This is a genomic window from Sutcliffiella rhizosphaerae, from assembly GCF_917563925.1.
Lineage (GTDB): Bacteria > Bacillota > Bacilli > Bacillales > Bacillaceae_I > Sutcliffiella_A > Sutcliffiella_A rhizosphaerae.
The window spans coordinates 1-22876 of the sequence record NZ_CAKJTJ010000046.1 but is presented as its reverse complement, the minus strand read 5'-3'; the positions used below and the strand labels follow the sequence as shown (position 1 = coordinate 22876).

23 protein-coding genes, 2 pseudogenes and 1 riboswitch are annotated in these 22876 nt (G+C 34.4%); of the genes and pseudogenes, 5 read left to right on the top strand and 20 right to left on the bottom strand.

Translation table 11 applies throughout. The features are described from left to right. Positions 1–207: 207 nt before the first annotated feature. Positions 208–528, top strand: a complete 321-nt coding sequence (locus LRP81_RS21060; protein WP_230504826.1) for a cupin domain-containing protein — start codon at positions 208–210, stop codon at positions 526–528. A 365-nt stretch (positions 529–893) separates the two neighbouring features. Here the strand turns inward: LRP81_RS21060 and LRP81_RS21055 are convergent, their stop codons facing one another. The 14 genes from LRP81_RS21055 to LRP81_RS20990 all read right to left on the bottom strand — a co-directional run bounded on the left by LRP81_RS21055 (position 894) and on the right by LRP81_RS20990 (position 14038). Further along, entirely contained in the window at positions 894–1334 is a 441-nt protein-coding gene (locus LRP81_RS21055; protein ID WP_230504822.1) for a hypothetical protein, read from the bottom strand. Positions 1335–1351: 17 nt separating this feature from the next. Continuing rightward, positions 1352–2140 (bottom strand): hypothetical protein, encoded by a 789-nt coding sequence (locus LRP81_RS21050; RefSeq protein WP_230504820.1) that lies wholly within the window; start codon positions 2138–2140, stop codon positions 1352–1354. Between the two features lie 16 nt (positions 2141–2156). Then, the gene (locus LRP81_RS21045; protein WP_230504818.1) at positions 2157–3392 is read right to left on the bottom strand and encodes an MFS transporter; all 1236 of its coding nucleotides are present in this window, start codon (positions 3390–3392) and stop codon (positions 2157–2159) included. Positions 3393–3427: 35 nt separating this feature from the next. Next, positions 3428–4723: a class-III pyridoxal-phosphate-dependent aminotransferase gene (locus LRP81_RS21040; protein ID WP_230504816.1), complete on the bottom strand. Its 1296-nt coding sequence runs from the start codon at positions 4721–4723 to the stop codon at positions 3428–3430. A 142-nt stretch (positions 4724–4865) separates the two neighbouring features. After that, positions 4866–5252, bottom strand: a complete 387-nt coding sequence (locus LRP81_RS21035) for a 3-hydroxyacyl-ACP dehydratase FabZ family protein (protein ID WP_230504815.1) — start codon at positions 5250–5252, stop codon at positions 4866–4868. Then, positions 5249–6184 carry a class I SAM-dependent methyltransferase gene (locus LRP81_RS21030; RefSeq protein WP_230504814.1) on the bottom strand — a complete coding sequence of 312 codons (936 nt, stop codon included), beginning with the start codon at positions 6182–6184 and terminating at the stop codon, positions 5249–5251. Before LRP81_RS21030 ends, LRP81_RS21035 begins: the two co-directional genes overlap by 4 nt. A 95-nt stretch (positions 6185–6279) precedes the next feature. After that, the gene (locus LRP81_RS21025) at positions 6280–6624 is read right to left on the bottom strand and encodes a hotdog family protein (protein WP_230504813.1); all 345 of its coding nucleotides are present in this window, start codon (positions 6622–6624) and stop codon (positions 6280–6282) included. 116 nt (positions 6625–6740) lie between these two features. Next, positions 6741–8450: a CRTAC1 family protein gene (locus LRP81_RS21020; protein WP_230504812.1), complete on the bottom strand. Its 1710-nt coding sequence runs from the start codon at positions 8448–8450 to the stop codon at positions 6741–6743. 13 nt (positions 8451–8463) lie between these two features. Next, complete coding sequence (gene fabG, locus LRP81_RS21015) at positions 8464–9216, bottom strand: 3-oxoacyl-ACP reductase FabG (RefSeq protein ID WP_230504811.1); 753 nt, start codon at positions 9214–9216, stop codon at positions 8464–8466. 11 nt (positions 9217–9227) lie between these two features. Continuing rightward, a complete protein-coding gene (locus LRP81_RS21010; RefSeq protein ID WP_230504809.1) occupies positions 9228–10445 on the bottom strand; it encodes a beta-ketoacyl synthase N-terminal-like domain-containing protein in 1218 nt (405 codons plus the stop codon). A 13-nt stretch (positions 10446–10458) separates the two neighbouring features. Beyond that, a complete protein-coding gene (locus tag LRP81_RS21005) occupies positions 10459–11196 on the bottom strand; it encodes a beta-ketoacyl synthase N-terminal-like domain-containing protein (RefSeq protein ID WP_230504807.1) in 738 nt (245 codons plus the stop codon). Next, entirely contained in the window at positions 11196–12026 is an 831-nt protein-coding gene (locus LRP81_RS21000) for an RnfABCDGE type electron transport complex subunit D (RefSeq protein WP_230504805.1), read from the bottom strand. The genes LRP81_RS21005 and LRP81_RS21000 overlap by 1 nt, the downstream gene beginning before the upstream one ends. A 3-nt stretch (positions 12027–12029) precedes the next feature. Further along, entirely contained in the window at positions 12030–13190 is a 1161-nt protein-coding gene (locus LRP81_RS20995) for a beta-ketoacyl-[acyl-carrier-protein] synthase family protein (RefSeq protein WP_230504803.1), read from the bottom strand. Next, positions 13187–14038, bottom strand: a complete 852-nt coding sequence (locus LRP81_RS20990; protein ID WP_230504801.1) for a tetratricopeptide repeat protein — start codon at positions 14036–14038, stop codon at positions 13187–13189. The genes LRP81_RS20995 and LRP81_RS20990 overlap by 4 nt, the downstream gene beginning before the upstream one ends. A 387-nt stretch (positions 14039–14425) precedes the next feature. Here LRP81_RS20990 and LRP81_RS23525 point away from each other — a divergent pair, with 387 nt between their 5' ends. The 4 genes and pseudogenes from LRP81_RS23525 to LRP81_RS23590 all read left to right on the top strand — a co-directional run. Then, entirely contained in the window at positions 14426–14653 is a 228-nt protein-coding gene (locus LRP81_RS23525) for a transposase (RefSeq protein WP_399208202.1), read from the top strand. 72 nt (positions 14654–14725) lie between these two features. Beyond that, positions 14726–14881: pseudogene (locus LRP81_RS23520) on the top strand (helix-turn-helix domain-containing protein); the annotation flags it as partial. A 47-nt stretch (positions 14882–14928) separates the two neighbouring features. Then, entirely contained in the window at positions 14929–15096 is a 168-nt protein-coding gene (locus LRP81_RS20985; RefSeq protein WP_230504799.1) for a hypothetical protein, read from the top strand. Positions 15097–15688: 592 nt separating this feature from the next. After that, positions 15689–16144: pseudogene (locus LRP81_RS23590) on the top strand (DDE-type integrase/transposase/recombinase); the annotation flags it as partial. 514 nt (positions 16145–16658) lie between these two features. On the opposite strand, the gene LRP81_RS20975 reads toward LRP81_RS23590, so the two are convergent. From LRP81_RS20975 to LRP81_RS20950, 6 genes are all read right to left on the bottom strand, one after another. Continuing rightward, positions 16659–17750: an alpha-hydroxy-acid oxidizing protein gene (locus LRP81_RS20975; protein WP_230504795.1), complete on the bottom strand. Its 1092-nt coding sequence runs from the start codon at positions 17748–17750 to the stop codon at positions 16659–16661. Between the two features lie 10 nt (positions 17751–17760). Continuing rightward, on the bottom strand, positions 17761–18423 hold the full coding sequence (locus LRP81_RS20970) for a methionine ABC transporter permease (RefSeq protein ID WP_230504793.1): 663 nt from the start codon (positions 18421–18423) through the stop codon (positions 17761–17763). After that, entirely contained in the window at positions 18420–19436 is a 1017-nt protein-coding gene (locus LRP81_RS20965) for a methionine ABC transporter ATP-binding protein (protein WP_230504791.1), read from the bottom strand. Before LRP81_RS20965 ends, LRP81_RS20970 begins: the two co-directional genes overlap by 4 nt. Positions 19437–19490: 54 nt before the next feature. Next, complete coding sequence (locus LRP81_RS20960) at positions 19491–20303, bottom strand: MetQ/NlpA family ABC transporter substrate-binding protein (protein WP_230504788.1); 813 nt, start codon at positions 20301–20303, stop codon at positions 19491–19493. Position 20304: 1 nt separating this feature from the next. Beyond that, complete coding sequence (locus LRP81_RS20955; protein ID WP_230504786.1) at positions 20305–21408, bottom strand: iron-containing alcohol dehydrogenase family protein; 1104 nt, start codon at positions 21406–21408, stop codon at positions 20305–20307. Positions 21409–21481: 73 nt separating this feature from the next. Next, positions 21482–21599: riboswitch (SAM riboswitch) on the bottom strand. Positions 21600–21927: 328 nt separating this feature from the next. Beyond that, a complete protein-coding gene (locus LRP81_RS20950) occupies positions 21928–22680 on the bottom strand; it encodes a hypothetical protein (RefSeq protein WP_230504785.1) in 753 nt (250 codons plus the stop codon). Positions 22681–22876: the final 196 nt, after the last annotated feature.

The following is a 22876-nucleotide window of genomic DNA, read 5'->3' as shown; positions in this document are numbered from 1 at the left end:
TCTTTATTTAATCTTAATAGTATAAAAATTGGAAAACTATTAAATTTTTTGCAATAATTATGTTTAATTTGTCAATTTAATTGTTATTATGGAATAATATGTTAAATTCCAATCTGTTCTTTTTACCCTAAAAATACATAAAAAACCGAGTATGCATACAACGTTTTTTCTATAATAAACCCATACTATTCAGGAGGTGCATTTAGATTGCCTATTATTAGTTCAAAGGAAATTAGTTGGAAACCAGGTTATTTTCAAAACTCTGAATTTAAAATGTTATGGGAAGATACTGAGACAAAAACAAAAGCATTTATAGTGAAGTTTTCCCCAGGTGGGTTTATTCCATTACACGATCATCCAGGTAGAGAATTTGCGTATGTTTTGGAAGGGGAAATGGTAGTTGGTGAAAAAACACTTAAACAAGGTGACTTTCTTACAGCTGGTGAAGGGGAATTACATGAAGTTAAAACCGAAAATGGAGTAACATTTCTTATAATAATAAATGATATGATTAAAATAATTGAATAAAATATAAGGGTTGTAGAATCATTAAAGTAAAAAAACACTATTGAACTAGTACACATAATTATGTACTAGTTCGAAAGTGTTTTTTTAAAGACAATGATTATAGAAATATAAATGGAAATTCAGGAAGTTTGCATCATACTTTAATATGTATACAGAAAAGGGCTACCATAACCAAATTTTTTTCGTAAGGCAGCCTCCTGAAAGAAGTTATATTTCATCCAATATAAACCTACTAATTTTTATCCACTAATTCTTGCATACTGAATTTTATTACCATTGCTAAACAAAATATATATGAATAAAAAACTTATTGGTATTATAATGTATTTCACTTTTTTTTTCATAATAGATCTCCCCCTTTTTTCTTACTTTCCAAGTTGTTCTACCATTTGTCTCAAAAGCCTCCATTCCCCTGTACTATTTTTCACCCAAGTTTCCATAGCGCATGCTAACTCTTCTTTGTCACTCCATGTGTCAACCATCATATATTGTAAAATTACCTCATCATTTCCTCTTCTAATAATTCGTACATCCCTTGCTCCCCAAGAATGGCCTCCATGAGAAACATAATCTTTAGCAGCATCTAGAGTCCCTTTTATTTCCATATCCAAATCGAATACTTGAATATCCAGAGATATTCTTCTAATGCAATAGTATCCTGTGTATTCTTTACAATAATGTTTAAACGCTTCTGTAACATTTCCTTGACCTATAAATAAAGCACCGTAACTTTTTAAATGCTTTTTAAATGTTTCAATTACCTCATGTTCTTCTGTGTTTGGTGCTAATGAAAAAATAGGTTCCATTCTTCTTCCTCCTCTTTTTATCTACTTATATATTCATGGTGCGAACGTACTGGAAACCATCCAGCGGCTTTATATTTCCAAACCTCAGTAACTATTCCATAGTAAATATCATTCTTATATTTTTCATCTGAATAAAATATCTGTGTAATTACAACTTCATTTTTATTTTTAAACAAAAAATGATATTTCTTTATATTATTAAGGCATAATTTTATTTTTGATAAATCGAAATTTGTTGATAAAAATGGTAGATTATCAATGTAAATGCATATATTATACTCATTTGATGTAATTTTGTTTAAAGCATTCATGTTTATTGATTTAGATGCTACTCTAATATCAAAATCTTGATTTATTACTTTCTCTATTAAATCTTTTGATGTGACTTGAAAATCATCATCTCTCTCTTCTTGTGTCTCCCTAATTAGGAGCCATTTCCCCTTAAATTTAATCCAAACCTCTACCATTTTAGCAATACCTATGTGTACAGGATTACTTGGGTACTCTAATACCAAATTATATGTCACTAACGCCAAGTCATTTGTACCATTAATAAAGATTTCTCTATTTTTAAAAAACCAAAAAACATTTGGATTCCATGAGCTATTAATTGCATTAGAGGTGTTTTTTATGAATCCTTTCTTATTTAGTATCAAAGGATCATACTTTTGACTGAAGATGGTTCCTTTGTATTTAGAAGAAAGAAAGTCGTAAATCAATTCAGGCTTATTATTTCTCCATGCATTATTTAAAGAAGATATATAATTATTATGTGTAAATTCAAATTTATCTTTGACATTATTCAAGCCAGCACACATCCTTTTAATTAATACTCCTTATCTTTGGTGAAAATAAGTACGCAATTATGGGTACTATTGAAAATGCAATACTAATTCCAATTATTCCTTCAAAAACACCTGTAGTATCTGCAATTATCCCTCCCGTTAAAGCTCCTAGTGGCGAGGCTACAGCAGCTAGACTTCCATATATTCCAAAGGCTCTTCCTTGCATATCTGGATCAATGTAAACCCTAAAAAGTATGTTCACTAAAAGTGCACCCATTACTGTAAAGGCCCCATCAATTGCCAGTAAAGGAATTGCTATTAATAAATTATCAAAGAAAGGAACGACTACGCTAAATACACCAGCAATGGCGTAAAATATACAAATCCATTTACCTCTCATTTTCAAATTTGGTAGTTTAATCATTATTGCAGCACCAAGTACCATACCAATAGGAAAAGCAGCCTGTACAAGTCCATAGCCCACACTACTAACTTTCCAAATATTAATTGCAACAGCCGACATCAAAATTCCCTGTGCAACACCAAATATATTTAAGGTATTGTTCAATATTATTAATGAGTTTAAAGGTGGAGTTTTATAAATAAAACGAATACCTTCTTTAAATTCAAACCAAAAACCGTCCAACTTTTTACTGATATTATTTTGAGGCATTTCAACTTTTATAAAGCTAATGGCTAATGCCGATAACAATAGGAGAATGACGTCTATAAATAGAGTTACGGCACTACTCGTTGCAGCAACTAATACTCCTGTAATCATAGGAGCACTTACCATAATAATGTTAGTTGAGAGTCTGTGAAACGCTGTAGCAGAAGGAATATCCTTTTTTTCTACTAATCTGACTAACAAAGACTGTCTTGATGGGTTACTAAAGGCTCCAAATAATCCAATTAGAGCTGTTAATCCAATAATTATATAAACAGATTCCCCTGATGGATCATTAAATACAAAGTAAATTATTAATAAAACTATTAAACTTTGTAGTATACTCGTCGCTCTAATAATTTTAACCTTATTGATTCTGTCAGCAAGAGTACCTGCTAAAGGGGCAAAAATAATATTAGGAACCGCTTTAGCAACCATTAACATCGATAAATCTAGTACGTTTGAGGATGAAATCATAATCCAGTAGCCTAAGGCTACTAAGTGTAAAGAATCTCCGATATCTGCTAAGGAATTACTTATCCAAAAGAATAAAAATTTTCGATTTGATAAAATATCCCTTACTCGACTTGTCCTTTCATCATTCATTTTTAAAACCTTGCCCCCTTTTGGTGATCTGCAAGCTAATTACTATTTGAATTTTTAATTGCCGAATTTGCAGATGTAATTATACTCTCGATGATGAAATCAGCATCAATTGAAGAAACATTTAAAGGTGGATATAAACTCAAAATACCATTTGAAAATAATGTCAACATCCCCTTTTTATATAATTCTTCAGTGAAAATTCGCTGAAAGTGCTGAGGTGGCGGATTTTTATCATCTTGATTATTAACAAATTCGACCCCTATCATCAGTCCTTCTCCTCGGATTTGGCCAAAAAAGGGATGGTTAACTAAATTATTTTCGAGTTCCTTTTTAATTAACTTTCCATATACTACCGCATTAGAAATTAAATTACTTTCTTCAATAATTGTTAAGACTTTTTGAGATATCGCACAACCTACGGGGTGGCCAGCTAGAGTAGAGCCATGTGGAAAGCCCATTGTAATTAAACTATCTTTAATGTCGGATTTTACTAATGTTACACCTAAAGGAAAGTAACCGGCAGTTAATCCTTTAGAGAAATTAATAATATCGACATCAATGTTATGTAAATTATTTACACTCCATTCTCCAGCTCTGCCTATTCCAGTAGTAACTTCATCAAAGATAAGTAATATATCATTACTCTTAGATATTTTTTTCAGTTCACTCAAGTATTCCTTAGGTACTACTCTTACTCCTGATACACTTTGAATAGGTTCAATAATGATGGCAGCAATTTTATCCGCACCTTCTCTTGCAATAATTTCTTCCATTTCTTTAATTTTTGTACGAACCTCATTTTCACTAGTTAATTCACTTTTAAAGGTGTTTGGAAAGGGTGCTTCTATACACTTTTCTAATGTAGGCCCATATATTTCTTTTACACCTATATTACTAAGTGAAAAACTCCCATATGAAGTGCCGTGATAAGCACCAGAAAAACTTATAAATTTTTTCTTGTTTATGAACCCTTTTTGTAGGTAGTATTGTCTAGCAATTTTTAAACTTGCTTCAATACAGCCAGTACCATCATTTGAAAAGAAAACCTGAGAAAAAGAAGGGAAAATACTGATAAGCTTATTTGCCAATTCCATTGCGGACGTATGACCTTGGCCAATTAATAGCCCAGTAGAAAGCTTTTTATACTGTTCAGTAATTTCATTAATAATTTCCGGATTTGCTGCACCCATTGTTAAGGATGCATTGCTAATATTATAGAAATGGTTTCCAACACTATCTTCTACCCAGGAACTATGGAGGTTCTTATTTGAGATAATAAGATTCTCTATTTTTGAAAGATTCGAGAAAGGATAAATGATTTTATTTTCCATAACACACCTCATTTTTTCTTTTTTCTTTTTTCATAATTCAATTTTTACATTTCTAACATTTGGTTACTCGGTTAATAAAGCAATTAACTCCGCTATTTTTGCCAAAAAAAAGCAACCACCTTGTAGTAGTTGCTATCGAGATTTAATCTTTTATAAAATAACTACATGTACAAATAAACACAGATTTTCTATCGACAAATCCCGTTGCTTTCATTGTATTCTCTGTAGTCCGCTCTTTATTTACATGGAATTCTACTATATCTCCCGGAACAACTGGCTTAATGAAACGAGTCTTAACTTTAATTATTTTCAAATTTTCATATTGGCAATTGAGTAGTAGAACTAATGATTGGATCGCGGCTTCGTATAAAAGTAATCCAGGATATATACTTTTTTCAACAAAATGTCCAAATATAAAATAATCTGATTCAGTAATACATTTTCTAGTTATAATCTTTTTTTCATCAGTATCTAAAATTCTGTCCACTTGAATTAAAGGTTTTTTTGGCAACAATTCAAAAGTTTTCACATTTTCTCTCCTACAATTAAACCTGCAATAATTGGACCATTATTATTTTCATATACTTTAATATTGTTGTATCCTGCCATAAACAAAGAATGTTCCCATTCAGTTTTAGTTAAGAACCCTCGCATAAGAAAAATCTCTTCCTCTTTATATTTATACCCAGGAAGTAAATTAAAAATAAATTCTTGGTGTAGGTAACTATTCGTATCTCTTATACTTTCAGAAAGTATTATTTTCCCTGTTTCCTTCAAGCTTTCTTTTAAGCTTTTTAATGTCTCAATTAAATTTACAGCACAATGTAGAGCATTAGTGGCGATAATAAAGTCATATTTCTCTAATACTTGTACATTTACATTATCAAAATTAAGTATCTTTGTTGATAATTGATTACTCTCATTTGCATTTTTAAGTTTCTTCAATAAAATTTGACTAATATCAGTAGCTAAATAAGAGAAATTTTGAATCTTCTTTTCTTCATAGGTTTGTAGAATAGTTTTTGTTGTTGAGCCATAACCTGATCCTAGCTCTAAAACATTGTCTTTTTCAGATATTAAGTCAGATAAATAAGCTGAAAGCCATCTATTATGGATTTCGTACAATTGATTAGAATTATTGAAATATTCTTCCCATAAAGTTTGTCCTTTTACATTGAAGAAAAGGTACACTGGATTCACTTTGCCACGAATAACATCTAACCAATTCTCCAAAACATAATCAATCATATTAATACTGTTTCTTATACCCTTAAAATCAACATTTTTATTATCTTTAATACTCTTACTTTGGTTTACTACATGGTATTTATCTTCAGCTTTTTTTAAATAGCCTTCTTGACTTAAAAATTCAAATGCCCACCTTACTGAAGGAAAAAACTCTGGTAAAGCCCCCAGCATTTCATATGCCTCATTGATAGTTATTTCATCTAAGTCTTTCAACTTCAAGCCATCAATAATTACTAATTGATATATTCCTCTGGATGAATAGTCATTGACATATTTAAATGAGCTGTAATAACACTCTGAAAATAGTTCTATCTTACTTCCTCCTCTCGTTTTACTTTTGCAACACCAAGATGCCCTTTACAAACTAGTTTTCCTTTTACCAAAGCGTAACCCTCAATTATCGATTTTGTGTTTGTTATTTTTAAAGGTTTAACGACTAAGCGAATGGACTCATCTTTATATTTAATACAATCCTTAAAACTAAAATTAATGGATCCCAATAATGGAATTTCTTCATCCTCTAACGGTTTTGATTCAAGCTGAACCAATACCACACTTAATTGGGCCAATGCTTCGATCAAAAATGAATTCGGGAAAGTACCTGTACCCCTAATTCTTTTATCTATATCATCTAAAAATAATACACCAGACAATTCTTGTTTCTCTACATACTTATCAATGGTGCTAATAAAACGAAATGGCTGTTTCTGAGGAAGAGCTTCTAGTAATTCGTTAATCTCTTAAACCCCCTTTATGCTATAGGAAGAAATTACTCAGATTTCTCTTTTATGGACAAGATTTGATTGGCCTTAACATTAGTAAACACTTCATTTCTACCGCTTGGCCAAATAACTTCTATTTCATCAATAACTTCTTCACTTCCTGTCCCAAAATGAATTCTTGGATCACTTTGCGCACCATGTGTATTTCCTCCATCTTTTTCAATTAAGGTTTGTTTTTCTCCAACAGTTATTATTACTTTCGCTCCAAATGCGTCTCTATTACTAGGGTAAGAGCCCTGTAAATCTATTTTTATCCAATTATTATTATTATTAATTTTGTTTTTATATACTTTTGCCGGTCCGCCCTGATTTGCAAAAACTAAGTCCAGCTCTCCAGAATTATTAATATCAATTACTGATACCCCTCGCCCATCTTCTGTAAAGCTTATACCAGCTTCTTCTATCACATTAGTAAACTTCTCGCCATTATCATTGTTCAAAAATAGATACTTACTTTCATTACCTGATAAATCTTTATTTCCAATTTTGGGCCAATTTTTAAAATCTTCCACCACATTCCCAGGAGTTGTAACTAAAGTTCCTAAATCAAACCAATAATCTTCTTTTGAAGACCCGGTTATAAAACCATTGTTGACAATTAAACTATAGTTTCCTGAGTTATTGACATCAAAAAACCTACTTCCCCATGAAAAGCCTGCATAGTTAATACCTAAAGTATCACTAATATTCTTATATTGACCCTTATCATTTGGATACCAGAAGTCATTCCCTTCAATAATATACGATGCTTTACTAACATTACTTACATATATACCAAGTTCACCTTCGTGAAAAATATCTGCAAAATCTACATTCATTCCTTTATGTGTATCTTTTCCGATTTCAGATTGAATAACTTTTTCAAATCCTTCTCCACCTTCGTTTATATACAACATATCGGGGCCAAAGTCATTTGCAACGTAAAGATCTGGATAACCATCTTTATTAACATCGGCGGCTCCAACAGCTAATGTCCATCCTGTATCGTTTAATTCATATTCTCTAGATGCCTCAGTAAAAGTGCCATCTCCATTATTTATAAAAAATAGGTTTTCTCCTCCATTCCGAGCTACTTCAAAATCATCATTCATAATCCTTGAAGTTTCTAGGTCCCATAAATTATGTTTACTATCAAAATATGTTCCGACATATAAATCTAAGTAACCATCCTTATTAAAATCAAATGCAATAACTTTTGAAACATAGGCAAATTTATCGACTAACGCTATTTCTGTAACTTCTGTAAATGTTCCGTCACCGTTATTTTCAAAGAGTTTTATAAATCCCCAGCCACCTACAAGTAAATCTGTATGTCCATCATTATTGTAATCAAAGAACAATGCAGTAGTGGAGATACCTTTATCATTTATATCTGTTATTACTGGAATTTCCATTTCCTTAAATGTGCCATCTCCATTATTTAAGAACATTGCATTTGAGCTACCTATTTCTGAGTTAGTAAAGTATAAATCCATATACCCATCGTTGTTTATATCACCAACTGCAACAGCTGCACCCGTTGAAGCTAGCCATGGCATAATATTATCCGCCTTTGAATCAAAGGTAGGCTTATTATGAATAAAATCAATATTTGATTTTCCTGTTATGTCTTCAAATTTAAAATCTATGTCTTGTAGTTCTTGATTCCCACATCCAACTATATATATTGTAATAAGTAATATTATGAACTTCTTCAAATCTCAACCCCCTCTAGGTTAATCCCCCATCAAGTATTATTGTTTGTCCTGTAATATAAGTTGAAGCTTCTGACAATAAAAACAATACACAAGAAGATACTTCATAAGACTTTCCATATCTTTTTATAGGAATTAATTTTTTCACTTTAATTTTTTCTTTATCATTAATAGTTCTTGAGGTTAACTCTGTCTCAATATAACCAGGAGCTACGCAATTTACCCTTACACCTAAAGGTGCAATTTCCTTACTTAATGACTTTGTTAAGCCAATTAAGCCAGCCTTCGAAGCAGAATAGTTGGTCTGACCAGGATTTCCCATTAATCCAGAAATAGAAGATACATTGACGATAGATCCTTTTGTATGAGCTAGTCTTCTAATAAAAGGTTTAATAATTTTGTAAGCACCTGTTAAGTTCACAGTAATTACTTCTTCCCAATCATGAAGCTGAAGTTTATACATAGGAGCATCCCTCACTATGCCTGCATTATTTATAAGGTAATCAACCTTTGGTATCTTTTCCATCTCTGTTTGAAAAGAAATTAAATCATCTTTATTTAGTAAATCTAATTTCAAAGCTTTTACAATATGATCTTCTTTTTTGTTTATCTCATTACTGAGTAACCTAGCCTCTGTTTTGCTACTTGAATAAGTGAAAAATACTTTACATCCTGCTTTGCACAAGTCTTTTACAATTTGTGCTCCTATTCCTCTTGAACCACCAATTACTACTGCAACTTTCCCTTGGAAATTATAAGAATAATTCATCTCTTTATCTCCTATATACTTTTATATAATGATGCAATCGTAAAACCGCCATAAGCTGCAACTGTTTTCATGGCATAATTTATTTTTACTGACTTTTTATTTAAAACTAAATTCTCCTTAATTCCTAGAACATCTGTTTCTTCTAAATTTTGTATTGGTAGTATAATAGACTTTTTCATACATTCTATTAACAGGACAGTTTCTAACAGACTACTCGCTCCTAAAGTATGTCCAACATAGGGTTTAAAAGCTGTGATATTTGGCTTTATGTTCGTCTCCTTCAATGCTGTTTCTATTTGTTTTCCTTCATACATATCCCACAATTTACTTCCTGTGGCATGAGGTACCAATAAATCAATAGACTTTATTTTGTAAGTATTAATTAATTTTGTAATTGTAGAAGCGTAGCTACCCCTTGTTATATCTGGAAAGGTCATTCTCCAACTATCTTGAAACGCTTCCGAACCAATATAAAAACATTGTGGATCAACTCCCCGTTTATTTAAGTGCTCTTCAGATTCAAGTAATATACAAGCAGCACCATCACCAAGAATAGTACCACTTCTCTTTTTATCAAAAGGTCTAATCTGATCATCACTACAAAAACCTTTTTCTTTTAACCACAGATACTCTGTTGGATGAGCATAATCTGAAGCAGCTACAATAACTAAATTACTTTTTTTATTTTTAATTAGCTGACTCCCTACCTCAATGGCATAACTACCAGAAGCACATGCATTATTTACCGTTAGTGTAAAACCCTCAATACCAAATAACTTAGAAATATAGAAAAGGTGAGCAAACGATTGAATATTGTAAAATTCTTGCTTTAAATCATTAAAAGTGATATTTCCTGGTTGTTTTAATAGGCTTAAGTTATTTATTTTGTTTAACAAACTTGCAACCCCTAAGTTTTCATGCGCTATTATTAGCGATGCATGAGAACAAATATCCGGGTTAATTGATGCATTTATTAGACATTTTTTTATAGAGACAACCAACATCAGAAAATCTAAATCTTCAAGCAATCCAATTTCTTCTATATAATTTATTTGCTTATCACTAAACCACTGCTCAACATTAATCGTAGGGGTTTTATATACTGGAAAGCTTTCAATATTATTCAAAAGATTTCTACTTTCATATTGAGTTCTAAATTCGCTTATATTATTCCAAACATCTTTTAATTCAGTACCAGCGGAACATAATATACTTGTCCCAGTTACCATGACATTCGTAATGTTAAACACCTATTTCCAATTTATTTTTTAACTCGTATATCTTTTGTAACACTGCATTTGGCTTAGTTTCAGCTTTATTAAAGGTTTCTGAACAGAAGTGTCCAGCTTCACCATTAGGTTTATTCTGAATAACAATTGTTGAAATACTTTCGTTTATAGAACTAATAATGCTATTGGAAGTTTTTAAAAGGTCATCGCTTTGTATGTTTAAATTCACTTCACAAACTATAACCCGTTCTAAGATTCCACATTGCAGAATATCTAGGGCATAATCAAGAGCTTTTTGTCCACTTTTGTCTCCTTGTGATATTGTAATATTTGCCCCCTTAACTCCGAGATTAATAGCGGCATGCCCACTTATCGAATTAAGAACAGTATTAGGGAATATCGCAGGATTAATTTTATTAATTCCATATTCCTTAGCTTCTTCAATAAGGCTTTTAATCGGCTTTAGATTTGTATATGTTGTAGCAACTATAATTCCAATTTCATCTAGGTTTATTCTATCGACATCATCCTCACGCTCTAACATCATAGAGAATGCGCTTTCCATGGAATAACATGCTAATCTCGTTTCATATGGTAGCCTCTTGTGTTTATTAAAGAAAAGATCGATATCCAAGTTAATCTTGTTGAAATTCTCCATGTTAAATTCCTCAATATTGTTACCAATTAGTTTATTAAGCCCTATCCCCATAGAAGTTATAACATTATATCCAGATATAAATTGAAGACACATTAGATACGTTCCTCCAAACTACGAAGACTTGTGATTTTGTTTGTAAAATATCTGTATGGTAGTGTAAAGACAATACAGGTTATAAAGAGTGCATAAAAAGGCGCAAACGGAATTCTGTTAATTCTTAATATTGCGTCTATTGTAGCTATTGTAATCCCATAAGCGATTTTTCCTTTAGTTGTTTTTGGTGATGTTTTTGGATCTGTTATCATAAAGAAAATAAATAATTGAGTTGATGCACCTAATAACGGTCCAAGTGCAGCAAATAAAGGTGCTCCATAAACTATGTGTCTTATAAAAGCAAAAACTAAAAAAGTTATTATAAAAGATAAACAAACTTCAATCCTCTTAGCAAATTTCACCAACAGAAAACCCAAACAGATGATTATAGTCATCATTAGAAACCCATTAGTCCATTGTTTTGGAGAAACAACAACAAAAGAAGGCAAAATAGTAATCATTAGTACCACTGCTATATTATTTGGGTTAAATACATGTGCCCCTTTATAACGAAGTAAATACTTCAACCCTATTGCGATTATTCCTGTCACAATATATGGCCAAATATAGTTGGAAGCAATTAAGAGACTAATCCCTAACCCAGTAATGAATGCACTAAGAGGAAATATCGTTTTCTTTAGAAAGATTCTACTTAAAATCATTTCAGTTATTGTGGTCGTTAGAACAGATGCAATTATGGCTTCAAAGCCTTGCAAGAAATTAAGATAAGTCTGTCCTGCAACAACAAATGAAAATAAGAAAATAATAATTAAATATCGTGGATCAAATTTATAATCTTTCCATTGAGTAATTGCATTATCAGTACTCATTGTTCACCATCTTTCTATTACTAGTGAGGTATTAATACCACCAAAAGCAAAGGAATTTGATATTACTTTTTCTACACGCTTAGATTCTGATGCCCTCAATACATTAATTTTTATTGCAGGGTCAATTACATCTAAATATTTGTTTTCTGGTACTGTATCCATCTCCAGCATTTTAATTGATACGACTGCTTCAATTGCACTGGCTGCCCCTAACGTATGTCCGATATTTCCTTTTATTGAACTTACAGGGGGCTTGCTTTCTTTAAATAATGTTTCAATAGCTACATTTTCCATTAAATCGTTTGCAATGGTACCTGTACCGTGAGCACTAATATAATCAATTTCATTAGCAGCTAAATTTGCCATTTTAAGTGAATTGTTCATAGATTGCATAGCACCGATAGCTTTAGGATTAGGTTGAGTAATATGATATGCATCACAAGATAATCCAAACCCACTCAGTACTGCTTTAGGTTTTTTAAGTCGATTTTCAAGATGTTCTTTACTCTCTAATATTAAAACACCTGCACCTTCCCCAAGAGCAACTCCTTGTCGTGACTTATTAAAAGGCTTACATGCATTCGGACTTAATGCTCTTAAACTATTAAAGCCAACCAATGCCACCCATGATAAAATATCAACCCCTCCCACTATCATTACATCTGCACGTCCAAACTTGATATCCATCATTGCTCTCGAGATAGCTAAGTTTCCTGCAGCACACGCATTTGTTAAAGTCCAATTAGGACCGTTTAAATTAAGCAAATCATATATTTCATCTGCTATTACATTGGGGCCGTTCATTCCTATAGATGTAAATAAATTCTTATTGTTTAAAGATTTTTCTAATCTTTCAATCTCTCCCATAGTAGTTCCAACACTTATACCAATTCGAGATTTATTATTTATTTTTAACTCCGCATCTTCCAAAGCTTGCGCTACAGTGTTATAAAATAATCCTGTGGCACTCCCAAAATTACGGCTCTTAACTCTAAACGCACTATCGTCTTTAATTGTATAAGCATGAAAATCTTTTATATTATTCGGGAATTTTTGGGTAATTTTTTCTATACCTGAGTGCCCCTTAATTAAGTTATTCCATGTACTTTCAATGTTGTTCCCTATTGAACAAATTACTGCCGTACCCGATACACATATGTTCACCTTGCTTCATCCTCCCAAAGTGTGCTCAGATCAGTTAGATTATTTTCAGGTCTTTGGAATGAGTCTATTCCTCTGGTTTCCTTAACAATTTCAAAAGCTAAATCTTTTCCTGATAAAACTCTTTTTTGAAGTTGTTTATCATTGGGATATAACTCCAAACCCTCTTTCCATATTGCAAACCCATCATCAAGATCTCCTTTCTTTATCAACGCATCCCCTAAAGCAACAAATGAGTATGGCCACATTTCATTCTCTATATGCGGATGTACCTTTGCAAGTGCCACACAAAAGGCTAAATCATTAATTGCTTGGTCAATTCTCCTTAATCCAATTGGCCAATATAAATTATTTAATCCCCTTGCATAATAAGCTAACCAATTATTCTCGTTAATTTGTATGACCTTATTCAACTCATTAATAGATTTAACTGAAACTTGTCCTAGTCTTGCAGTTCCTAATGCAGGATCTTGTAATTTATCTATATATGCCATTGCTAATTGCATGTGGATAGCTTCACTGCTTAATTTTAGAGATTCAATAGAATTGATAAATTGATCTATTAATTCTGGTTCTTGAAATCTTATTCTTAGTTCATTAAGATAAGCAAAATTATTCATATCATTTTCTATTAAAGTAATTAATTCAGCATTAGTTATTTTTTCATGTACCTCTGTCTTTCTTTCTGCCTCAAATTCTAATCCAAGTTCCTCTATTTCCATACTACTAACAGGCGGTAAATCATAACCTTTATTGAAATTAAAGAAAATCAAAAAAATTACAATAAAAAATGTAGCAATAATAAACAGATAAAAAGTCTTTTTAATATCCCCCACTCCTTTCTTATTCACTTTAATTTTGGGGAAAGTCTAGCAAATTTTCTCTGGTTTCTTAGTTAATTATTCTGCTTTTAATTTATTTGAATTTTTTATACATAAACCCATGGTTTGTCAGAATTATTGTAGAAAGGAAAAACACAACATAGACTTTCATTAAAATTTCATGTTTCATAGTTGTACAAACTATAAAAAGCGCAAACCCACTGTGTGATATGCTCCCCTTTAGGTAGACAAATTAAAATTATAAAATCAGACTACCTAAAGGGGGAGTATTTTTATGTCTAAAAGGGCTTACTCTGCGGAGGATAAATTCAAGATTTTAAAGGTGTACGAGGAGGGTACCTATTCATTTAAGGAAATTACCTCTAAATAAAAGGTGGCCAATACCACCATTTTGAAATGGGCATACAACTTTATAAAATGTGGTGTAAAGGTCTTAATAATGCCACGACTTGGAAAAAGTATTCTAAGGAATTAAAACTATCTGCTATAAGGAATTATCTGTCTGGTAGTTACGCTCTTAGAGAAGTTGCTAGAAAGTATGAAATACCGTCTGATACTACAATCAGAAGGTGGATAAAATGTATAATAGTCATCGAGAAATTAAGGATACTGTCAAGGGGATGAGCCAATCTATGACTAAAGGAAAATCTACGTTATAGAAAACGGTAAAGATTTTCATAAAGCTGCAAATTTTATAATGTCTCTTATCGACAAGTATATCTATGGGCTAAGAAGTATGAAAATGGCAGAGATGAAGCACTTAAAGAAAAGCGCGGGAAAAATAAAACAGAAATAGAACTTTCCCCGGAGGAGAAAGTTAAGCTTGAGATGAAGAGACTTGAAAGAAAATGAAAGTTTACGTGCTGAGAACGCGTTCTTAAAAAGTTAGAGGAGATCGAATGGAGGTAAAGATAAGTCAAATACGATTTGAGGATAAGTATAATGAACTAGTGTTCAAGACAATGGATGTGGCTATATTCCTTTTAGGTAGTGATCGTACATATACCCATCTAGGGTTTAAACAAAGAGTAGATAAGGCAAAAATGTCTCAAAGTATGTTCAGGTAAGAAGTATTGACAATGTTCCAATGCCAAATCAAAGCCCTGAAGTTATGTTGGCTCATGTTCAAATATCAGAGATAGGAATGATAAAACTAAATAATATAATTAAAGGCATAATATTTAGTACCGTATTCTCTTCATTTTTTAGTCTTTTTTCATAACTATGACCGTTATCCACCATTTGAAAGTGACAAATTTATTAGAATCCATTATGGACAAATAATTTTCTAAATGGCTAATCTTTAGAAATTAATTATTCGATCTATTGTTTATGACGAGTGACGATGTTTTGACTAACCGTAATGATCTTTTCTTGATTTCACTAAAAAACAATCAATCATTATTATTTTGATATTGCCCATAATTATTATCTTAATTTTAATGTTTTGCTACCTTATAAATTTTTGTTCTATAAGGGTTCCTGTTCCACAATCTGGCCCTTTAACGGAACAACTTAATGGCACTCAATAATTCCTTAATCGTTCTTTCATTTCATATGTTCTTTTCCTTTTAACTATAAAAACACCCAAATCTAAAGGGGTAAAACGGTACAACTTTTTTATAAACCGTATAACTTTATTCAAAACGGTACGACTTTATTTCAATTCCACACCAAGATCAATTAATTCGAACATTACTTACCTTAGTGGTGGGTATAAGTATGTTTGAACCTCCAAAAGAAAACCGGTTAATCAGGCGTATCGCAAGTTGCAGGTGGATGACTTGCCAATCATTGAACAGCTTCAAACCAAGGATTATCAAGTGTTACTACAAGAGCATTTTGATAAAACCGGGAAAGCATTAAAGTCCGTTCGTCGACATGCCAATACTAAATTTATGCCAACAATGGAGATAAAGGCCAGTATCAATGTAAAGTGTGTTCGTGACTGTTTAGTGAGAAGAACCACTATTCTAAAGAGGCCATCCTCCGTGCCCTCACTGTTCAAAAATTCTAGAGAAAATCAAAGAACGAAAAGATTTTAATGTGTTTAAATGTAAAAACGACGAGTGTTCTTACCAAAAGAAACGTGATGGATTATTGTTCAAAGAGAAGATAATCCATAGTCATACTGAATGTCCATTCTGACGGACCCCGAAAATCGGATAAAATTCCTATTCGTTGGCTTTATGATTAGAAATCTCTTTTGTTAAAAATAGGGAAACCTTAAATGAATACCCGGTATGGCATAACATAATTGATAAAAAAGGACAGGAATACTCCCAAAATGTTAAAAGTGGAAATATTTCCTGTACTTTTGTTAATAACTTGGATTGGTTCCAACATAATGACGAGATACGTGGGGTGAATGAACTTGTAACAGGAAGCATGCAACCAGTGGTTTTTCATCTTGGCTGTTTTCGCAAACATTGTTGCATTTACGAACTTTATTAGATACTCGTAATAATCGTTACTGTCGTGCTCTTTTCCTGCATTTAGTTTCTGTCAATAGGACAAGTTTTCAATGAACATGCACGTATTTTCAATGAACATGCACGTAAAAAGTCCAGAACCCGACTTTTTACAGGTTACTAGCAACATTCTTTTAGAAAAGAGCCTTCATCTTAGTCTACGTCCTCACTAATAAATCACGATCCAAGGCAGAAACAGCATTCACTCCCGCTGTAGCCATCGTTGCGTCAAGGTCGTAAATGAAGTTATCTAGTACTTCTTTTACCCCTTCTTCACCATTAATGGCAAGACCATAAACATACGGCCTGCCCAACAAGACAGCATCTGCCCCCAGTGCCAGGGCTTTCACCACATCGGCCCCTTTCCTGATGCCACTATCAAAAAGAACAGGGATGCGCCCTCCCACTTCATCCACAATCGCTGGTAAGGCTGCGATGGAGGAGATACATCCATCAAGTTGCCTTCCTCCATGATTGGACACAATGATTCCGTCTAATTCGAACTCCATAGCCTTTTTAGCATCTGATGGATGCAGTATTCCTTTTAAGAGAATAGGAAGATCTGTGGCCATTCGCAGGGCTGCAACGTCCTCCCAAGAGAATCCAGGTGCAAATAGGTGTTTCAATTGTTCATCAACAGCCCTTTGAAAGTCTTTGCTAGGTGAACAAGCCAATTTCTTTTGGAAAACAGGGTCTGAAAAATAATTTCCAGATGCCGCTCCGAGCTTGAATGGGGCGTATTGATTGGTTAAATCTGATGCTCTAAAGCCAAGAGCCGGCATATCTACTGTGATGACGATTGCTCCATATCCTGCTTGCTCGGCTCTTCTAATGAAGCTCAATGTGATATCCATATCACTGCTGCAGTATAGTTGAAACCATCTGTCTCCCGCCTCCGCTGCAATTTCTTCCATTGAAACAGAGGTGACGGTGCTGGCAATGATGGGGACACCTACCTGCTTGGCAGCACGGGAAACAGCCAGTTCTGCTTCCGGATGGACAATGCCCAGATTACCGACTGGAGCTAAAAGGTAGGGTGTTTTATAGTTTTTTCCGAATAGTGATATCGATAGGTCGCGTTTGGAAACATCCTGTAGGAATTTGGGCCTTATTTTCCATTTGCGAAGGTCTGCTATATTATCTCCCAGGGTTTCTTCATCCCCTGAACCGCTTTTTATATAAGTGAAGGGATGAGAACCTAAGATACTTTCTGCTTTTTTCTCTAAATCGGTAAAATGAAATAGTTTCATAACAATACGCCTAATCTTTCTTAAGCTTTGATGCTAGGGTATTTCCAAGTGACTGTAATCCCTGAACAAGAATGATCAGTAAAATCACGGTGACATACATAACATCCACTTCATAGCGAAGATGCCCGTATCTATAGGCAAGGTCACCTAATCCACCAGCACCAACCAGACCTGCCATCGCAGTCGCTCCGATCAAACCGATTGTTGCGATAGTCAAGCCTAGGACGATAGAGGATCTTGCTTCCCTAATCATGACATTCCAAATAATGTCCTTTGTTTTAATTCCCATCGCTTCATACGCTTCTACAACGCCTTTATCCACTTCTAGTAGAGAGGATTCCATCAGCCTCGCAATATAGGGGGCTGTATACACAACTAGTGGTACAATTACACCTTTCACACCAATGGAAGTACCAACAAGCAGTTTAGTGAACGGCAGAATAAAGAACAATAAGATGATAAATGGAATAGAGCGGATGATATTGATAATAGTGTTCAAAAAACCATGGAGGTATCTGTTTTCAAGACTTTTCCCTGGCCTTGTCAGAACAAGGAAAACACCAAGAGGCAAACCAATCACAATGGAAATGGATAAGGAAATCCCAACCATTTGGAAAGTTTGGATGATCGCCTCCCAAATATCGATTCCCCACCTTTCAAAAAATTCTCTCATCGTCCAGACACCTCCTCAATGATGATTCCTTGTTGTTTTAAGTATTGAATGGCCTTATCTGTTTCTTCTATAGGACCTCTTAAATGTACAAGCAGGCTCCCAAAAGGGATTCCTTTAAGCTGCGTGATGTTCCCGGAAAGGATGTTTGGGTACACATCAAATTTTTTGCTGATAGTCGCGAGTGCTGGATCTTTCGAAGAGGACCCTATGTACTTAAAGGACACGATTTTCCCTGAGCCTTGAAGAGATCTTAAAATCTCATCAGTCAGCTGGTGGTTAAACAGGCTATTGACAAATTTCTTCGTCGTTTGTTCTCTTGGATGAGTAAAAATATCAACGGTCTTTCCCTGCTCAATGATTTTGCCATTTTCCATTACCGCCACTCTATCGCAGATACGTTGGATAACGTGCATTTCATGAGTGATGAGAAGGATGGTTATTCCCAGCTCCTCATTGATTTTTAATAGTAGGTCTAAAATGGATTCTGTTGTATCTGGATCGAGGGCACTTGTCGCCTCATCACTTAATAAAATTTCTGGTTCATGTGATAATGCACGGGCAATTGCGACCCGTTGCTTTTGGCCACCCGAAAGCTGACCGGGAAAGGCATCTGTCTTATCCTTCAATCCAACGATAGACAGATATCTTTTTACTCTTTCATCTATTTTGGACTTGGGCAAGCCTGTTAACCGAAGGGGAATGGCAATGTTATCGTAAACAGTCGCTGTTTTTAAAAGGTTAAAGCCTTGAAAAATCATGCCAATTTTTCTTCGGGCAAGCAGCAGTTTCTGCGAAGATAAGGAAGTAAGGTCTGTTCCGTCCACAAGGACATTCCCCTTAGTAGGCCTCTCCAAGAGGTTTACGCACCGGATCAACGTGCTTTTCCCTGCACCACTATAACCGATGACGCCATAGATCTCACCCTTTTGGACCTCTAAGGAAACATCGCGCAATGCCTCAACCTTGCCTTTTTTTGTCGTAAATGTCTTTTCTAAATGGTCCAACTTAATCATCATTTTCCTCCTAACCTAAGAAGTAAGAGCCGCTATAAATAGCAGCTCCCTCTTTTACCAAGATGCAACAACAGAACCTCCAAATGTTTCTTCAATAAATTGCTTCACTTCGTCGGAATGGTAAGCCTTGATCAGTTTCTCTAAAACTGGATCATCTTCGTTTTCGGTACGAACGGCAAGCAAGTTCACCCACGGAGAGTCAGTTGGCTCCATGAAGATGGAATCCTCTTTTGGAACAAGCCCATGTTCCACTGCAAAATTTGTGTTGATGGCTGCAGCAGCCAACTCATCTAACTGGCGAGGGATTTGAGATGCCTCAAGTTCAACAAATTCAAGGTTTAAGGAGTTCTCTTCCACATCTTTTACGGTAGCAGCAACTCCCACACCCTCTTTAAGCTTAATTAATCCTGCTTGTTCAAAAAGGATAAGAGCACGTGCTCCATTTGTCGGATCATTTGGAAGCCCCACTTTATCTCCCTCTTTTAATTCACTTACGTCTTTAATGGAAGAAGCATACATTCCCATTGGGAAGTTAACTGTATTAGCTATCTCTACAAGGTCTAAGTTACGGTCTTCTTTAAACTTATCCAGGTATGGCTTGTGCTGGAAGCTATTTGCGTCTAATTCCCCTTCTGCAAGGGCCACGTTTGGCATTACATACTCGTTGAACACGACAATTTCAATTTCCAGGCCATCTTCTTCTGCTATTTCCTTAACCTTCTCTAAAACTTGTTCATGCGGGCCCGCAGTCACTCCAATTTTCAACTTATCCTCACTTAACGCTTGGCCTCCCCCTTGCTCTCCACCACACGCGGTGACTACCAACAATAAAAGAATGCTCATGCACAAAACAGCTATTTTTTTCATATCAATTTCTCTCTCCTTCTTTTTGTAATACTTCTAGTTTTTCAATGGCAGCAACTATATCGTGCTCCTTGAATTTATCTTTCATAAAATGGATGGATTCTTGAGGCAACAGTGCCTTTTCAGCGATTGTAAGGATATCTTCCTGCGCCTGTATAAATAGGTGCCAACATGAGGATGGCAACCCTATTTGTCTATAGAATGGGAGTAACGATTTGATTTCTTCCTCGTTCCCCTCCAGTGCAAGTTGTACTAAAATTCCATATGCCACCTTTTCCCCGTGATGTAGCCCCTTTGTGCCAGGTAAAAAGGTGAGGGCATTATGAATCGAATGGGCTCCGGCCACTCTTCCATACTCATCCCCAAATCCCCCTACCATTCCCCCTAACAAAATATTCGCTTCGATAATGGTGAGGACAGAGGAGGATAAGGTACCTTCCTCACAATCTATCAGAGCTTGATGGCTTTCCGCTAACAATCTGTCCCTACTTAACTTGGCCGCATGCAGAGCTACCTCAACAGGCAATGGGATATATTCCAAATCATGCACAAGGGCATTTGCCTCATACCATTTTGCGAGCGTATCCCCAATCCCAGCCTTTAAATACTCTAATGGCGCTTCAAGAATCACTCTTGGTTCTACAAGGACCATATAGGAGCTTCGTGGAAAGACCGTGTAGGTTTGGAAACGCCCCTCATCATCATAAATGACGCTTAACGGTGTCCAAGCTGCACAGGTAGAAGCCAGTGTGGGTATGAGGATAACATCCTTTTCAGCCTCGTGACTTGTAGCCTTTGCAAGATCAAGGACTTTCCCTCCCCCAACTCCAACGACTGCATCGACATGTAAGGAATATGCGAGTTCTTTAAATCTTTTAATTTCATCATCCGTACATACACCAGAATAAGCAACATATGTAGTTTTAACCTCTTCTAGTTCCGGCCAATATGGTTGAATAGCATGAAATGACTTCTCCCCATGAATGATAAGCAAGGAACCGATATCTCTTTCCTTTAATAGGAAGGGTAATTCTTGCAGTACATCAACCTGGCATTGATAAAAGCTCGGTGCCCCTTGAATTCGAATCGATATGTTCGTCACCCCCATAATGTGTTGAAAGGCGAAAATAAAAAAGCCTCCCTAAAAGAAGAGAGGCTTACGTATCAAAAATACTCGTCCTCTCTCATCTTCCAAAACACAAAAAAGTGTCTTGCTGGAATTAGCACCTTTCCTTACGAAAACATAAGAATGGTTGCCGGGCATCACAGGGCCAGTCCCTCCGCCTCTCTTGATAAGAGAATTTACATATTAAATTAGTAAAATTCCAAAACTTAATAATTAGTATAATCTGTATTTTTAGCGCTGTCAAGGGGTGAAGCGACAAAGGGACAGATTCTTCTGCCCAATCAATAGGGGGAATTCAATGGTTTAAAATGGAAGAGCCAAGTACTTATTTAGTATGCCTTCTTTTGTCCCCGTCGCCCTTGATACTCAGCTGTCAAACCATTGGCGTGTTTGCCAAGAGCGATTGCGGGGGTTAAAAAGCTAACCTTGCATACTCCACTAGCTAGAACTGTGTTTTTTCATAGTTTTTTTGACACTACCGTATCTTTAATCTATTATTTTTCATTTAAATATATCAAAAGCTTTACTTTCACCAGTTTCATACTGGCAAATAACGATTTGTAAGTTTTTAATATTCCAGTCTATTGACCGTAAATATAGAAACGAATTATCTAACTTTACAATTTTGTCACTCATAAGGTATTGTAAATTGAAATATTTATCGTATTCCTCATTATAGCCAGGTTGTTCAATAGTGGTTGGTATAAACATATCTGAAGGCTGTTCAGTAGTTTCTTTGATAACTCTAGAACCAATATTAATTTGATGGGTAAATGGAATATCTTTAGAAAAGGACATATCATCATTTCCAATATAGATTGTGGTACCATCTTGAGATACAGCTGCTACCATCATAGTGATGTCATAGGATTTCATATCTTCATACGAAATCCGATTAGTAACCATTGAATTTTGCATATTATATACAATGACCCCAAATGTCCCCTGAATAACCGCTATGTTGTCATTGGCATATAAAAGTCGGGGCATTTCAGCACCTATATTCATATCTTCAATGTCAGACAGGTCAACTGATAATACTTCCCCTTCATTAGCAGATTCCTGCTGGTTTTCTGGACCTATATTTAGAAAAGATATACTTAATATAAGAATAATAGCTGCTGCTGAAGAAGCCAATGCAATCCAGTAGATCGGGTTCATCATTCTTGATTTATGATTACCTGGTTGAATTTTCATTTGAAATTTTTTTGATATTTTCTTTTTATCATACTTTCTTGAATAAACATCGTCCAACCTCCCTTCTATAGATTAGACGGATTTATTTAAGGAATGGACCCATTTATTTCTATATTTTTATAAAAAACAGCCTTGTTAATTTCCTACTTTGAACTATTACCCGAATATCGGACACTTATAAAAAAGTGCCCCTTATTCGGGTTTTTCTATGTCTATAACTAGATAACCCGTTTATAATTAAATTAATTATTAG